The organism is Solibacillus sp. FSL K6-1126, assembly GCF_038003445.1.
Taxonomy (GTDB): Bacteria; Bacillota; Bacilli; order Bacillales_A; family Planococcaceae; genus Solibacillus; species Solibacillus silvestris.
Genome location: NZ_JBBOPD010000001.1, coordinates 2,449,518 through 2,463,726 on the forward strand (window position 1 = coordinate 2,449,518; position 14,209 = coordinate 2,463,726).

Genomic DNA, 14,209 nt, shown 5'->3' on the forward strand with positions numbered 1-14,209 from the left:
CTTTATTTACATTCTTATAAGCTTCTAATTTAATTTATATTTTGGGTTGTTTGTTATTTCACTAATCGCATATGAAATTTCATCAAGCGAAGTATTGCTTGTATCAAAAATGTGTTTTTCATTTAATCCTGCTTCTATGAACTCATCTACTAAAATCACACATCGCTCACCCATTCTGGCGCTTGGTACCCTCATATTATCCCTAGTCAATAAAGTCTTCTTATCAGTCCATAAAACTACGTAAATTACTTCCACATTTAAACTTTTAAGATTCTCGCTAATCCATTCTGCTTCTTTAGGGAAGGTTACATAATCAACGATAACGTCATTGCCATACTTAATAAAATTCTTTGTGAGACTTAATATGTTATCCCAAATCAACGACATTTCTTCCGAGCTTTCCCACGGCTTTTTTCTCCCGTTAATGTGCATATGGCTAATATAATCACCAGAAATATAGGCACTGTTCTTAAATGTTTTAGTCAGTTCTTTTGAAGTTGTTGATTTCCCTACCCCGGCCGGTCCTGAAATGATGTAGACCTTATGTGCTGCTATTTTACTCATTCGTTCAACTCCTTAAATTAGAAGTAATACCCAATAATGTTTCCTAATAAATCCATTTAAGTTATAGTTTTCTTACTATTCTACTAGAATGAGGTGCAAAATGTTATCTTTATTTAAATACAATTGGCAAGTACGTGAAGATTGGTTCACTTGGTGTGAATCATTACCGGAAGAAGAATTTCATATAGAACGGGTTGGTGGTATGAAAAGTATACGAGAAACACTTACCCACATATTAGATTGTGAGTTGCTCTGGTTGAATTCATTAGTTGATGAAAAAGTAGTTTTTGAAAGGCGACAACTACTTACACAATTGAATGAGATCAAAGAATATTCGACTTTTGTCCAATCGTTTACTGAACAGTTCATTGAACAACTTCCTTCAGACTATGAAAATAATATTATAGAAGTACAGCGACGAGACGGTTCAATATTAGAATTTACGCAAAAAAAGATTTTCGCTCATATGATAACGCATGAGATACATCACATTGGGCAGCTATCCGTTTGGGCTAGAGAAATACAGCGAAAGCCGATTTCTTCGGATTTAATCATTAGAATTTTTGAGTAATCCATTAAGCATTGTCCCTTTGCCCTTAAATAAATGGAAAATTTATGTTAAAATTTTAACAGGATGTACTTTAGGGTATATAACAGTCATGTCAGTTCGTGGAAAACATAACAGGGGGTAATTAAGTGGATGCTTTGATGTTAGACGGATGGACTCCTTTATTATTGTTAGGATTATTCTTTGCATTTATGATGTTTTTTATTGCCCGTAAAGTTTCAAAAAATGTTTTACTTTTAACTTCTGCTATAATGAGCCTACTTTGTATCGGATTAATACTTTTCAGCATATTTGTTGTTGGTGGTTGGGAAGGCATGGGTCTAGGCTTCTTTGCTTTTACTATTTTTATAGGCGTTTGGATAGGTACTATTTTTGGTATTATTTATCAAAACACGAAGTAAGGGCTTTAGTTGAATAAGCATATTAAACGCTCAGGGATATTTAAAAACTGAGCGTTTTTTATATTCTCTACTGCCATATTACAGCTGACTTATATATGAATTTACATTACCAAATCTATAATTTCTTTTACCCACTCGATGTTCTCATCAACTCCGTATTGCTCACATAATTTCTTGTGAATTTGAATAAATTCCGGAATGATATTTTTCATTACATTAAAAATTTCTTCTTGTTCTCTATTGCATTGCCACTGAATTAACAGTGATAATTGTCGTTCATTTAGTTTGCCCAATCCCCAAAGGCATTCGGTTGTATGCCTGCTTCCATATACCAACCAGTTATCATGGATAACCTTAAATTATCTATATTGTGAAGTGCATAATAGATTTCATTTCTCATTACTCTTCTGTACGCTTCATGTAGATAAGCAAAAAATTTTGTTCTCCAATGTTCTATTTCTTGAACAGATGGTCTATACGTTAAATCCGCTGATTCTGTTACTACATCATGGATCAAACCTGTTGGATCATGGACAATTTTTAATTTCTGAGTCCATATAGATGGCTTCATATCCACCTTTTTATAATAAAAACTGTCCACTTTTATAAATGACCTGTAATGTGCCGTACTGTAATTTGCCCAATGAAAGTCTTCAAAGTAAAGAACATTTCCCCAATTACTGGCCCGTTGCTTTTTGTTCAACCTATACTCTTCATATACTTCTTCTTTCACAACTATACGGAGATCGATATCAGAATATAGATCCGTTTCCTCATTTCCGATGGACCCTCCGTAAAAAACAGCCAAAACATTCTCATCATTGATTAAATCAAGTTCAATTGCTTCCAGTAATTCCTGACGATGCTTTGGAAGACCAACATCTCGTTTTCTTATTTTAGTTTCTAATCCCACACATTCTAAAACAGCTCCTTCGTTTCTACGTCCTTTTATTAAAATTCGAAAATGGAATTCATTAATCCTCTTTTTATATATTGTAGTTTTTAAAGCAATCGAGGCATTAGCCACCATGCTACAATATAAATGCTCAATACTCCCCACGCTGCAGTTGCTATTATCCACCTAAGGATTATTGGAGTAGCTGAACTATCGTGAATTTTATCTTTCAAGCTCCTCATTTTAATTGCACATACAACCATTCCGGTGACGATGAGTACAATTGCGAGAATTGATAATGCATCCATAAAGTTACCTCCAATCTCCCTTTGTTAAAGATTTGAAATTAGCTTTCATAAAAAATATCAGAGACAGTCCTTCACGTATGCAACTACACCTAAAACTGCCCCTATTGCCCCACCAATAAAAACAGGAATAATGTAGCTGGATTTTTTCTTTCCCTCGTTTTGTAACTTATTATTTAGAGTCATATAAATTCCTCCTTTATGTATCTATACGAATATATATGGTAAATGTTTCAACTTTTTGTATTCATAAGCAATGTCAACGTTCAAAGTATGACGTCCTCCTGTCGAATTAAAGGATTTCATTGGATAATCTAGAAATAAAAGTTTAGATGTATTAAAAAAGTTAGGTGGTAATTGTGATGATAGAGAATTTAAAAGAGCATTTACAGCAGTTAGAGGAAAGTCATACTGGTTTAGAAGTTAGAAGGAGTAAAGAAAAGCTTGATGCAATTTTAGCAGATGACTTCTTTGAGATTGGCAGCTCCGGTTATATTTACGATAAAAAAGAGTGTCTTGAAACTGGTGTTGTTTTGACAAAAATGAAGCTGCACAACTACGAAATCTACCCGCTCGCTCATGACATTGTCTTAGCTACTTATTTTTTAGTCGATACAACGAGAGAAAGAAATACACTGCGTAGTTCGATATGGAAATTGATTGACGGGCATTGGCAGCTCTATTTCCACCAAGGTACGATCACGCCACTTCAATTAACTAGTTTTACTAGCAGTTCATCAACAGTGAATTTGAATGTATCCAAATAATGAGAAGATGGCTATGGGTAATCTCTATCGGTGTCATTGTTTTGGGCTGGTTTATTTTTGATATGTGGCAAGAGTCTAGCAGAGATGCCATAATTGGAACAGCTTTGAGTAGTAATATTGATACTATTTCAGTAAGAGATAGCAAAACAAATGAAGAAATTTTAGTATTTACGGATTCGGATTCTGCTTTTACTCCTATGGTTGAAATCTACAGGTTCCCCTATGTACAGTTGGAACGGACAGATAATAAGATATTTAAAGAAGAGCCACTGTTCGAAATCGAATACTTACAAGAAAACGAAGTCAAGTATGTAGTGAGGGTCCATCAATTTAATAGTAAGCCAGCACTAGCACAGCATTTGGAAGACAGGTACATGTATTCTATAGAAGATAACGATAAAGTGTATCTTTTTGTAGTGAAAGGCAATGATCAGCTAGTAAAAGTGAATGACGGCTTAAAAACGCTAATGGATATCATTACTTCTAAGTAAAAAACAGCGACAATCTCGTATAATTATTATTGTCGCTGTTTGTATTTTGTATAGTATCATTAATTATAATTGATGTTTTTTTATGCCTTTACTTTAGATTCAACAAATTGGCTGAAGAATGAAAGGATTTTTTGGTAAACCGCAATTTCATTTTCTTTTTTAGAGAATCCATGACCCTCATCTTCAAGAAGCATATATTCGACTTCACGGCCTTTATCTTTTAACGCCTTCACAATTTGATCCGATTCTTCCTTCACAACTCGTGGATCATTTGCTCCTTGAATAACAAGCATTGGTTTTGTCATCGTCTCTAAATACGTAATCGGAGAATATTCGATAAACTTTTCTTTGTCTCTTTCAGGATTTCCTACCCACTGATCCATCATCGGTTTCCAGTCTTCCGGAACCGAATTGACAAAAGAAAACAAATCAGACGGCCCAAAGATATCGACTACAGCTTTGAAATAATCCGCATGTCGTCCGTGAAGCAACAATGCCATATAGCCACCATAGCTTCCACCCATCAATAAAATATTCCCCTTCTCTGCATATCCGTTGTCAATAAGCCAATCGAGACCTGCGACATTATCAAGACGCGGACCGTACCCCCAATCTCCGTCCACCATTTTCATGAAAGCTAATCCATAACCCGTTGACCCACGGAAATTGGGTGCAAAAATGCTATAGCCATTATTTAAAAAGAATTGGAATGAAGCTCTAAAGAATTTTCGCTCTGCAGCTTGCGGACCACCGTGTGGCCAAAAGATGATCTCCCCATTATCATTTTCCTTATTAGCTTTGAAGAATAAAGATTCAATTTCCAGCCCATCAAAAGAAGCATACGAAATGACATCCGGCTCCACTAATTCGCTATGGTCGACACCCGGTACTGTATATTGTGTAAGAGAAGTCCATTCATTATTTGTAAATCGGTAAATATTATCCGGTTTAGTAGCAGTTCCGCCTAACATATATAAATTCCCTGACTTTGTCACAACTAACTTATCGATAGTACTACATGGCGTTTGTATTTTCACCCATTCATCTGAGCCCAAATCATACATGTATACAGTATCTTCTACACCCTTTTCACTAACTATATATAGGTGCTGCTTGTGTTGGTCATATTTCAGGGTAGTGAAGCTTTCATTCTCAATATCTTTCACTTTAGTAAATTCATTTGTCTCTAAATTATACGAGGCCAAGTATGTAAAATCTGCGTCGTAGTCCGTTAAAAAATAAATTAGATCATTTGTTGCGAAACAAGCGTCACTAACTGTGTGCTGACAATCGGTAGACGGTGTTAACAAAGTATTTTCGTTCCCCCGTTTTGCATACAACAGCGAATGCGTATTTGAATACCCCATCATATAAAGAAGGGTTTCTTCATTAGGGCTTAAACCAATTGATAATGTAGGAGTAGTTTTTCCTTCTAAAATCAATTCTTCCGCCCCTGTCTCCAGGTCATATTTATACGTATTCAAAAAAGAGGGATTTCCTTTTGATGAAGTGTAATAAAGCTTTTTCCCGTCTTCCGAAAGAATCATTCCTGTATTGCGCGTTCCTTCTTCATTAATAATCGGTTTTAATGTACCCCCATGAAGAGGTAAACCATAAAATTGTGTATTTTCATTGCCATCTTCATCAAAACCTGCCAAGATGAATCGTCCTTGTTTATCATACAGAAGCCCATGACAGCTCTGATTATTGAATGTCAGCTGTGTCTGGAATGTACTTGGCAGATTCATTGCCCATAAATTATACTTTCCGCTTAAATTTGTACTGAAAACAAGTTGATTTTCATCCGGACTCACCGCAAAATCTCTAATTGAAAATGTCCTTAAAAACTGCTCTGCCCCTGGTTTAGGAAATGAAACCATATTGAATACTCCTCCTTAATGTTTAAATTGTAAAAACTGTATTATTACTAAATTACCATAAATATACTTTTAATTGAAATAAAATAATTGAATATACGAAAAATTGTATACAATTATTAAACCATTCGTAAAATAGTATTACAAATTAACTGAATTCACATATATTCATTTATAGATTATAAAAAACAAAAAAAGAGTAATACAGAACACTGATATGCTCCCCATTAGGTAGACAGATAAAAAATAAAATCTGTTTGTCGAATGGGGGCATTTTTTTGTCTAATAAAACATTTTCAATAGATACTAAGATTTTGGCTCTTAAATATTTAGAGGAAGGTCGTTACTCGGTAAGAGAAATTTGTCGCATGTTTAATGTGAATGTAGCTAGATTATACGAATGGCGAGCTAAATATCAATTTGGGGGCACAAGCGCATTACTTCGTCCTGCGAAAAATAAAATTTACCCTCAAGAGTTGAAAAGAAATGCCATTGAAGATTACTTAACAGGTAAGTATTCAAAGCACGAGATTATGGCCAAATATGGAATCAGTGGTCAAAATGTATTCAACAGGTGGTTAAAAAAATATAATAGTCATAGTGATTTAAAAGACTCGAATAAAAGGGTGAGCCAAACTATGACTAAGGGAAGAAACACTACTCTAGAAGAACGAATTGAAATTGCGAAAACTTGTATAAAGAATCAAAAGGATTATAAAACAACGGCAACTCAACATAATGTGACTTACCAACAAGTTTACCAGTGGGTACGGAAGTTTGAAGTTGGTGGCGAAGAATCTCTTGAAGATCGCCGTGGGCGAATGAAATCAGCGGATGAACGTACACCAGAAGATAAATTACGGTTAAAAATCCAACAAATAGAACGTGAAAATGAAAGATTACGTGCTGAAAATTTACTTTTAAAAAAGTTAGAGGAAATCGAAAGGAGGCTTCGTTAAGTAAAATTCGTACGCAGAGTCATTATTTAGCTATTCAAGAATTAGCAGAAAAAGAAAAATTTCCGATTCTATTACTTTGTAAATTAGCTAACGTATCACGAGCAGCTTATTATAAATGGTTAAACCGCCAGCCAACATCGCAAGAATTGGAAAACAGACAGTTAGTAGCATCCATTAATCATTTATATAAACAAGTAAATGGTATTTACGGCTATCGTAGAATCACTATGACAATCAATCGTCAGCGCGAAAAAGAAGGCTTAAATAAAGTAAATAAAAAACGTATTTATCGACTGATGCAGATTTCCGATTTACAGGCAGTTATTCGATGTCGTCCAAAAAAGTACCGTAAGGTAACACCAGATTACACAGCTGAGAACGTATTAGCACGCGAATTTACGGCCAAAAAGCCAAATCAAAAATGGTGTACAGACGTAACTGAATTCCAGTATGGAAATGGTAAAAAGGCTTATTTAAGTGCGATTATTGATCTATATGACAAGTCTATTGTCAGTTACAAATTAGGACATTTAAATAATAATGATTTAGTTTTCAAGACCGTTAAACCAGCTATACGCCAGTTAAATCAAAAGGAGTTTCCTATCCTACATAGTGATCGAGGATATCAATATACATCAAAAGAATTCAAGCGAATCATAGAGAAAGCAAATCTGACACACAGTATGTCGAGAGTCGGCCGCTGTATTGATAATGGACCGATAGAAGCGTTTTGGGGGACTCTAAAAGTAGAGAAGTATTATTTACATAAGTTTGAGACGTACGAAGAGTTAAAACATGCGATTGATACATATATAAAATTCTATAACAACGAACGATATCAAGAAACATTAAACGGCTTGAGTCCTAAAGAGTTCAGGTCTCAAGCCGCTTAAAGCATTTTTATTATTTCCACTGTCTACTTGACAGGGAGCAGTTCAACACCACCTGTTTACTCTTTTGCTCATATAAATCTTTACAAAGGTATATTTGAATCCTTCAACCGCACATATACCATTATTTTTATTCATAACTACCATTTAGCCTGTAAAATGATTTTCTATAATTTTTTCATTAATGAGTGCAGTTTTTTCCTCTTTTTTTATTCCATTTAATATTATATCCATGTAGGTATTCACTAACTCTTCTTCTGACACTTCCCCATCCGGATCATACCAATTATACGAACGGTTAACCATGCCTAGAATTCCAAAAATGACAATATCACATCTAAGATCATCCCTGAATTCCCCTTTTTCTATTCCTTCACCTAAGAGTTTTTGAAGCTTAATTCGAAACTCTTTACGATAATCATTGATTAACTTTAATTGATTATCATCGAGATGCCGAAATTCACGATTAAATACTCTTGCACTCTTCCCATGTATTTTAATATTTTTTATAATTAAAGAGATTAAATTATTCATTTTTTCTTTATTACTAAGATATTCATCATTAAATATCACTTCTTGTTCAGCTAATAACTCTTTAATATAATTTAAGTGAATATCCATTAATAATTCTTGTTTACTTTTAAAGTAATAATAAAAGGTACCCTTCGTCACACCAATCGTATCAATAATATCTTGAATGGAAGTTTTGCTGAATCCCTTTTTATCAAAGAGGTCTATACTTTCTTTTAGAATTCTTCCGCGCATTTAATTTACTCCTCAAGTCATTATTTTTTTACAATTTTAGTTCACTCCCTTTCGATTACTAAAGAGATTCCTTGGCCTCCACCGATACAAGCTGTAATGAGGGCGAATTTCCCAGCCGATCGTTTCAATTCATACACAGCTTTTGTTATTAAAATTGCGCCTGTTGCACCTAATGGATGCCCATGTGCAATTGCTCCGCCATTAACATTTAGTTTTTCCGGATCGATTCCCAATTCCCGGGCACAGGCGATTACCTGTGCAGCAAACGCCTCGTTCAATTCGATAATGTCCATATCGGATAAAGAAAGATTCAACTTCTCTAATAATTTTTTCGTTGCCGGTACGGGACCAATTCCCATGATATTAGGGTCTACTCCTGCAACGGTTGATCCTTTAATCGCGGCTAATGGTTGAATTCCTAATTCTTCAGCCTTCTCTCGAGACATAATGACCATTGCAGATGCCGCATCATTAAGTCCGGAACTACTGCCTGCTGTGACAGTTCCATCTCTTTGGAAAGCCGGAGATAGCTTTGCTAATGCAGCTAACGTTGTATTCGGACGTGGATGCTCATCTTTGTTAAAAAGAATCGGCTCACCTTTACGAACAGGGATACTAATTGGAACAATTTGTTCATCAAAACGCCCTTCATGAATTGCAGTTGCCATTCTTAGTTGACTTCTTAAAGAATACTCATCTTGTTCCTTTCTCGTAATATCGTATTTTTTGGCAAGGTTTTCTGCAGTAGTTCCCATGCCCGGGTTTCCGATTTCTTCAGGAGCAAGTAATGTTTTACGAGACCTTGGCGGGATTGAACTGTATGCTTGTTCTGGACGCTCATATTGATATGGTGCACGGCTCATGCTTTCAATCCCCCCGGCAACATATATATCACCTGCACCAGATTGTATCGCTTGGGCAGCTAATGCAGCTGCATTAATACCTGAACCACATTGCCTGTCTATTGTTAACCCCGGTATGTTGACAGATAAACCGCCCTGTAAAGCTGTCAATCTTGCAATATTGCCGCCACCACTTAAAACATTTCCTAAAATTACATCATCTATCATTTCAGGATTAAGATTCACTCTCTTGATTGCTTCTTTAATAACTTCCCCTCCATACAGATGAGCAGGAAGACTTGCTAATGCCCCACCTTGTTTTCCAATCGCCGTACGAACAGCTGATACAATAACAGCATCTCTTTTCATATATGGTCTCCTCATTATCAGTTTATATTTAAAGGATTTGCCCCTATCCTATTTGAAATCGAGACAAACCCTTTTTAATTAATAACGTTCAAATATTAATTTTCCCTTAACCACAGCTTTTTGATGCTGGTTTATAGCTTTCACATCAAAGATTAGTGATTGATCCACTATGTCAACTAAGTCAGCCTTTAAAGTAAGAACATCATTTAAAAACACCATTCCTGAAAATCGAATATTATAATCTTTTATATAGCCCTCTTCATAATAAGCCGTAAACAGCTTGGAAAGATTGCCCATCGTCCACATACCATGAGCAATAATTCCTGGTAGACCAGCTTTTTTAGCTTCTTCATCAATTGTATGAATCGGATTAAAATCACCGGAAGAACCTGAGTACTTGATTAAATCCATTCTCGATACTGGTTCTAGTATCGTTTCAAGAGATTCACCTTTTCTTATATCTGCTAAAACTGTCATACGTTTAAGGACCTCCTTACCGTTTCCGTGATGATTGTGATCGACTCTTCAGTGAAAATTAATCTTCCATCTCTGTCTTCACCATACCGTGTCATCTTCAGGAAGCCCATTTTTCCGGTGCTGCCTTCTTTTTCATAGTAATCTTCTATTTTCGAGTAGCAATAGACTTCCTCTCCAACCAAAAGAGGTCGTTCATAATGATATATTTGTTCACCATGTATTAATCCTTTTAACGGTAATTTGAGTCCATCGATATAGCCAGATCTTAGCACCCTTGGAAATGTAGGGGGAGCAATATTTGTGCCATATCGTGATTGTTTACCAATCTCTTCATCAGTATAGATTGGATGATTATCTCCAATGGATTCAGCAAATCTTCTTACAAGCTCTCTTTCAATTACATTTCTTACTTTATTAGAAGTTAGTCCAATATACTCTGTATACAAAACTTCATCCCTCCTCTTTAATTTGTCGGTCCGCCAGCTACATAGAGTACTTGCCCGTTTACAAATGAGGAATTTTCATCGGCAAAGAAAACAACTGCATTTGCGATATCTCTAGGCTTTCCAACTCTGCCAACAGGTATTTTACTGGCACCTGCCTTTAGGAAATCTTCAAAAGGTACGCCGATTCGCTCTGCAGTAGCTTTCGTCATATCTGTCTCGATAAAACCAGGTGCAACTGCATTTGTAGTAATGCCAAATTTCCCGAATTCTCTCGCCAGTGTTTTTGTCAGACCTTGCAACCCGGCTTTAACCGTTGAATAATTTGCTTGCCCGGGGTTCCCTAATGCTGAAGTTGAAGAAATATTAATAATTCTTCCATACTTCTGCTGAACCATGTATTTTTGTGCTGCACGCGTTGTATTAAAGGCACCTTTCAAGTGAACATCGATTACCTGATCCCAGTCATTATCTGTCATTTTAAATAGTAAGTTATCGCGGATAATGCCTGCATTGTTAACCAAAATATCAATTGATCCATATTCTTTCATAACCTGTTCCATCGCGGCCTCAACTTCATGTGAATTCACAACATTTGCCTGTAGAGCTAAAATGTCGAATCCTTTTTCTTTAAATTCAGACTGTACATTTTGTAATGCTTCCGTATCAATATCAATTATGGCTATTTTTGCTCCTTCTTCAGTAAAAGTTTCTGCAATGCTTTTCCCTATACCGCGACTACCGCCAGTTATAAATGCAACTCTATTTTCAAATCTTCCAGTCAAATAAATTCCTCCTGCCTTATCTACTAAAATTTTGTGTCTTAACATTTTATTAGTAGTTTTAAAGAATTATTCAGTCAAACGAAACATTATGATTTTTTCACTAATTATTTACTAATCGGTACTTAAATACTCCATTTTGTTTTTCTGAAATGACAATATTCCGTTCTTCTAATAAATCCAGTACACTTATAATTTCAAACAAAAATGTAATTACAGCTTTCTCATACCTTCCCCGGTACATGTCTTGTATAATTTCAAATCCGGTTGCAGCACCATTTGCTTTTTTTAGTGTATTGATCACACGACTTACACGATGTTCTATATTGCTTATATGTCCGTCAATTGCTCCATTTAAATCGGATATAATGGAGCCATGTCCTGAAAAAGTAAAGTTAGCAGAAAGTTTTCTGCACTTTTCTAAATTCTTTAGATATTGGATTAAGGGTTTTGCACGCGTATTTCCGGGTTTAGGTGCATCCATCCACATCCCTCCATGGACCCCTTTGATAATGTGATCTCCACAAATGAACAGCTGCTCATCCGCGGAATAAAAAGAAATATGATCCTGTGAATGACCTAACGTTTCTATTACTTGAAATGAAGGTAAACCCGGTACCATATCTCCCTCCTCTAGGACCTCATCAACAGATGCAGTTTGGAAATAATCCCGGTGTCCCTTTCGAAACGCTGACTTGATAGCCATATCTTCTGTTAAACCAAATTCAATGAATAAGTTGTGAAAAAATTCAGCGCTCCATTCTATATAGCTTTCATCCTTTAAAATCATTTCAGTATCTTTATGAGCAAAAATCTTAATAGTAGGATTCTTCTCTAAAATCCAGTCCACAAGACCTGTATGATCATTATGGTGATGTGTTAATACAATTTGTTCAAGATCGGTTATTTCAACGCCTAGACGATGCAGGCCATTATTGAGATCATCCCAACCCTGTTTATTTTTTAGACCGGCATCAATAAGGGTTAACTTCTCTCCAAACACAACATATGAATTTACCGGACCAATCGGGAAGTTGGTTGTTAACTCTATTTTTTCTATCCTTTGCAAAGTACTCAATCCTTTTTTTGTCGGAATTTTTCTCACATACCTTCCATGTGACGATATTTTTTTACACAAATAGTATCCAACACTCTATAATAATGAATTTTTTATTTATCGTACCAAACATCTTTTAAATATCCGTATCCGTATGAAGCATGTGGATATGAATCTCTTACATAAGGCTGTATCGGAGTCTTCGTATAATAAGTTGTGATTGGAATCGGATTGACTACATTTTCTAAAACATAACGTTGAATTTCATAGATATATTGTTTTCTTTTTTCAACATCCAGTATTGTTCTCTGTTCATCTAGTAATTTGTCTAATTCCGGGTCACTGATGTTATACCAGTTTCTGGAACCATTCGTGTGTAATTGCGTACGAAGCCATTCATCAGGCTCCTGGAAATAAGTTTGGTAGCCTACACCCATGTCATAATCGACATTCGGCCATTTTTCCGAGAAGTATGCAGCATATTCAACCACCTCTATTTCGACATTAATGCCCACGTTTCTTAAATCTTCCGCAACCCATTGTGCAACACGCACAAGTTGTTCTCCGTAGCCATTCGTTACCATCATCGTCGTATCAAAACCATTTGGATACCCAGCCTCTGCCAGTAGCTTTTTTGCCTCTTCTGGGTTATATGATAATAATTTTTCTCTCTCTTCTAAAGGTAAGGCCCAATCACCTAATGAAGGATTGACTGGTCCACTCGTTTCACCGCCGCCGTAGATAGCCTTAACCATTGATTTTCGGTCAACAGCCATACTAATGGCTTTCCGTACCCGTAAATCCGTAAAAGGTTCTCTTTCCATATTCATATACAACTGTTCCTGCGTAGCAAATAGGGCTTCAAAAATTTTGATATTTGGATTTGTTTTTTGTAATTGTGTTATTTCTTCAGGGGATAGCCCACCTATAGAATCTGCCTGACCTGTACGAAATGCTGCTATACGAGATCCCTGTTCCGGTACGACTTTATAAATAATTTCATCTAAATACGGTTTGCCTTCTTCATAATAATTCGGATTTTTTTTGTAAGTAGCCTGCACATTATCTTCCCATTTTTCTAACACAAATGGACCTGTTCCAATTGCGTCAGTTGCTAAATCAACTTTCCCATCAATCGCTTCCTTAGGTAAAATCCACATGAAATGGTTGGCCATGAAATTTAAAAACGGAGCAAATGGCTGTTTTAATGTAAAGACTACCGTTTGATCATCTTGCGCTACGATACTTTCTACTACAGATAATAATGCTGCTTGATGACCAGGCAAATTGATGATTCTTTCCATTGTCGATACAACGTCCTGTGCCGTTAACTGTCTGCCATTTACCGGCTCTACATCATGCCAATATGCCTCTCGAAGATGGAATGTATAGGTCTTTCCATCATCAGATACTTCCCAACGCTCTGCAAGATCCGGCACAACATTATAATCTGTATAAGCAGCATCCGGTCCTGTTTCATAAGTAACTAGCTTGTTATAAACTAATCCTGCAAGCATATGTGTATAAATTGATGACTGACGATGAGGATCGAGCATATCGGGATCTGCAGGAGTAAGGATGGTATAGGTTCCACCACTTTTCGGTGCAGTAGTTCCTCCATCCTTATCGTCTGGCCCTTCATCTGATGATTCGCCAGCGGAGCAAGCACTAATTACTAGTACTAATAATCCTAAAACGAACACATAGATTATGGATCTCAGTTTTTTATCCATAAGTATTTCCTCCTAAGGGAAAAT

Annotated in this window: 17 protein-coding genes; 5 read left to right on the plus strand and 12 right to left on the minus strand. The window is 36.0% G+C overall.

What is annotated here, in order from left to right:
• Positions 1–24: 24 nt before the first annotated feature.
• Positions 25–564, minus strand: coding sequence for an AAA family ATPase (locus MHH44_RS12040; RefSeq protein ID WP_008403976.1), 540 nt, complete (start codon positions 562–564; stop codon positions 25–27).
• 100 nt (positions 565–664) lie between these two features.
• Between MHH44_RS12040 and MHH44_RS12045 the strand changes: the two genes are divergently transcribed.
• Together MHH44_RS12045 and MHH44_RS12050 are read left to right on the plus strand one after the other, a co-directional pair.
• Entirely contained in the window at positions 665–1,135 is a 471-nt protein-coding gene (locus tag MHH44_RS12045) for a DinB family protein (protein ID WP_008403977.1), read from the plus strand.
• A gap of 125 nt (positions 1,136–1,260) precedes the next feature.
• The gene (locus tag MHH44_RS12050) at positions 1,261–1,533 is read left to right on the plus strand and encodes a YesK family protein (protein WP_014823606.1); all 273 of its coding nucleotides are present in this window, start codon (positions 1,261–1,263) and stop codon (positions 1,531–1,533) included.
• A 280-nt stretch (positions 1,534–1,813) separates the two neighbouring features.
• Here MHH44_RS12050 and MHH44_RS12055 read toward each other — a convergent pair whose 3' ends face one another.
• The 3 genes from MHH44_RS12055 to MHH44_RS12065 form a co-directional block, all read right to left on the minus strand.
• Entirely contained in the window at positions 1,814–2,446 is a 633-nt protein-coding gene (locus MHH44_RS12055) for an aminoglycoside 6-adenylyltransferase (protein ID WP_340798704.1), read from the minus strand.
• A gap of 89 nt (positions 2,447–2,535) precedes the next feature.
• Entirely contained in the window at positions 2,536–2,736 is a 201-nt protein-coding gene (locus MHH44_RS12060) for a hypothetical protein (protein WP_014823605.1), read from the minus strand.
• Positions 2,737–2,793: 57 nt separating this feature from the next.
• Entirely contained in the window at positions 2,794–2,919 is a 126-nt protein-coding gene (locus MHH44_RS12065) for a hypothetical protein (protein ID WP_340798705.1), read from the minus strand.
• Positions 2,920–3,095: 176 nt separating this feature from the next.
• Between MHH44_RS12065 and MHH44_RS12070 the strand changes: the two genes are divergently transcribed.
• Both MHH44_RS12070 and MHH44_RS12075 read left to right on the plus strand, forming a co-directional pair.
• On the plus strand, positions 3,096–3,500 hold the full coding sequence (locus MHH44_RS12070; protein ID WP_340798706.1) for a nuclear transport factor 2 family protein: 405 nt from the start codon (positions 3,096–3,098) through the stop codon (positions 3,498–3,500).
• The gene (locus MHH44_RS12075) at positions 3,500–3,991 is read left to right on the plus strand and encodes a histone acetyltransferase (RefSeq protein WP_340798707.1); all 492 of its coding nucleotides are present in this window, start codon (positions 3,500–3,502) and stop codon (positions 3,989–3,991) included. Before MHH44_RS12070 ends, MHH44_RS12075 begins: the two co-directional genes overlap by 1 nt.
• Before the next feature lie 80 nt (positions 3,992–4,071).
• Here the strand turns inward: MHH44_RS12075 and MHH44_RS12080 are convergent, their stop codons facing one another.
• Positions 4,072–5,871: a S9 family peptidase gene (locus MHH44_RS12080; RefSeq protein WP_340798708.1), complete on the minus strand. Its 1,800-nt coding sequence runs from the start codon at positions 5,869–5,871 to the stop codon at positions 4,072–4,074.
• A 275-nt stretch (positions 5,872–6,146) separates the two neighbouring features.
• Here MHH44_RS12080 and MHH44_RS12085 point away from each other — a divergent pair.
• Positions 6,147–7,720, plus strand: a protein-coding gene (locus MHH44_RS12085; protein WP_340797534.1) for an IS3 family transposase whose coding sequence is annotated in 2 segments (ribosomal slippage) — positions 6,147–6,786 and positions 6,786–7,720 — 1,575 coding nt in all. Because the reading frame shifts where the segments join, the coding sequence is not laid out codon by codon here.
• Positions 7,721–7,864: 144 nt separating this feature from the next.
• Here MHH44_RS12085 and MHH44_RS12090 read toward each other — a convergent pair.
• The 7 genes from MHH44_RS12090 to MHH44_RS12120 all read right to left on the minus strand — a co-directional run bounded on the left by MHH44_RS12090 (position 7,865) and on the right by MHH44_RS12120 (position 14,185).
• Positions 7,865–8,482 (minus strand): TetR/AcrR family transcriptional regulator, encoded by a 618-nt coding sequence (locus tag MHH44_RS12090; protein WP_339262114.1) that lies wholly within the window; start codon positions 8,480–8,482, stop codon positions 7,865–7,867.
• 41 nt (positions 8,483–8,523) lie between these two features.
• On the minus strand, positions 8,524–9,693 hold the full coding sequence (locus tag MHH44_RS12095) for a thiolase family protein (protein ID WP_340798709.1): 1,170 nt from the start codon (positions 9,691–9,693) through the stop codon (positions 8,524–8,526).
• A gap of 78 nt (positions 9,694–9,771) precedes the next feature.
• Complete coding sequence (locus tag MHH44_RS12100) at positions 9,772–10,170, minus strand: MaoC/PaaZ C-terminal domain-containing protein (protein WP_340798710.1); 399 nt, start codon at positions 10,168–10,170, stop codon at positions 9,772–9,774.
• Complete coding sequence (locus MHH44_RS12105) at positions 10,167–10,616, minus strand: MaoC family dehydratase N-terminal domain-containing protein (protein WP_008403997.1); 450 nt, start codon at positions 10,614–10,616, stop codon at positions 10,167–10,169. The genes MHH44_RS12100 and MHH44_RS12105 overlap by 4 nt, the downstream gene beginning before the upstream one ends.
• A gap of 17 nt (positions 10,617–10,633) precedes the next feature.
• Positions 10,634–11,398 carry a beta-ketoacyl-ACP reductase gene (locus MHH44_RS12110; RefSeq protein ID WP_340798711.1) on the minus strand — a complete coding sequence of 255 codons (765 nt, stop codon included), beginning with the start codon at positions 11,396–11,398 and terminating at the stop codon, positions 10,634–10,636.
• A 100-nt stretch (positions 11,399–11,498) separates the two neighbouring features.
• Positions 11,499–12,500, minus strand: a complete 1,002-nt coding sequence (locus MHH44_RS12115; RefSeq protein WP_340798712.1) for an MBL fold metallo-hydrolase — start codon at positions 12,498–12,500, stop codon at positions 11,499–11,501.
• Between the two features lie 65 nt (positions 12,501–12,565).
• Positions 12,566–14,185: an ABC transporter substrate-binding protein gene (locus MHH44_RS12120; RefSeq protein WP_340798713.1), complete on the minus strand. Its 1,620-nt coding sequence runs from the start codon at positions 14,183–14,185 to the stop codon at positions 12,566–12,568.
• Positions 14,186–14,209: the final 24 nt, after the last annotated feature.

Excerpts from the sequence above, each read along its gene's own strand:
- MHH44_RS12060 (WP_014823605.1), bottom strand. The coding sequence starts at position 2,736 with ATGGATGCATTATCAATTCTCGCAATTGTACTCATCGTCACCGGAATG.
- MHH44_RS12080 (WP_340798708.1), bottom strand. The coding sequence starts at position 5,871 with ATGGTTTCATTTCCTAAACCAGGGGCAGAGCAGTTTTTAAGGACATTT.
- MHH44_RS12095 (WP_340798709.1), bottom strand. The coding sequence starts at position 9,693 with ATGAAAAGAGATGCTGTTATTGTATCAGCTGTTCGTACGGCGATTGGA.
- MHH44_RS12065 (WP_340798705.1), bottom strand. The coding sequence starts at position 2,919 with ATGACTCTAAATAATAAGTTACAAAACGAGGGAAAGAAAAAATCCAGC.
- MHH44_RS12075 (WP_340798707.1), top strand. The coding sequence starts at position 3,500 with ATGAGAAGATGGCTATGGGTAATCTCTATCGGTGTCATTGTTTTGGGC.
- MHH44_RS12120 (WP_340798713.1), bottom strand. The coding sequence starts at position 14,185 with ATGGATAAAAAACTGAGATCCATAATCTATGTGTTCGTTTTAGGATTA.
- MHH44_RS12045 (WP_008403977.1), top strand. The coding sequence starts at position 665 with ATGTTATCTTTATTTAAATACAATTGGCAAGTACGTGAAGATTGGTTC.
- MHH44_RS12040 (WP_008403976.1), bottom strand. The coding sequence starts at position 564 with ATGAGTAAAATAGCAGCACATAAGGTCTACATCATTTCAGGACCGGCC.
- MHH44_RS12100 (WP_340798710.1), bottom strand. The coding sequence starts at position 10,170 with ATGACAGTTTTAGCAGATATAAGAAAAGGTGAATCTCTTGAAACGATA.
- MHH44_RS12070 (WP_340798706.1), top strand. The coding sequence starts at position 3,096 with ATGATAGAGAATTTAAAAGAGCATTTACAGCAGTTAGAGGAAAGTCAT.
- MHH44_RS12090 (WP_339262114.1), bottom strand. The coding sequence starts at position 8,482 with ATGCGCGGAAGAATTCTAAAAGAAAGTATAGACCTCTTTGATAAAAAG.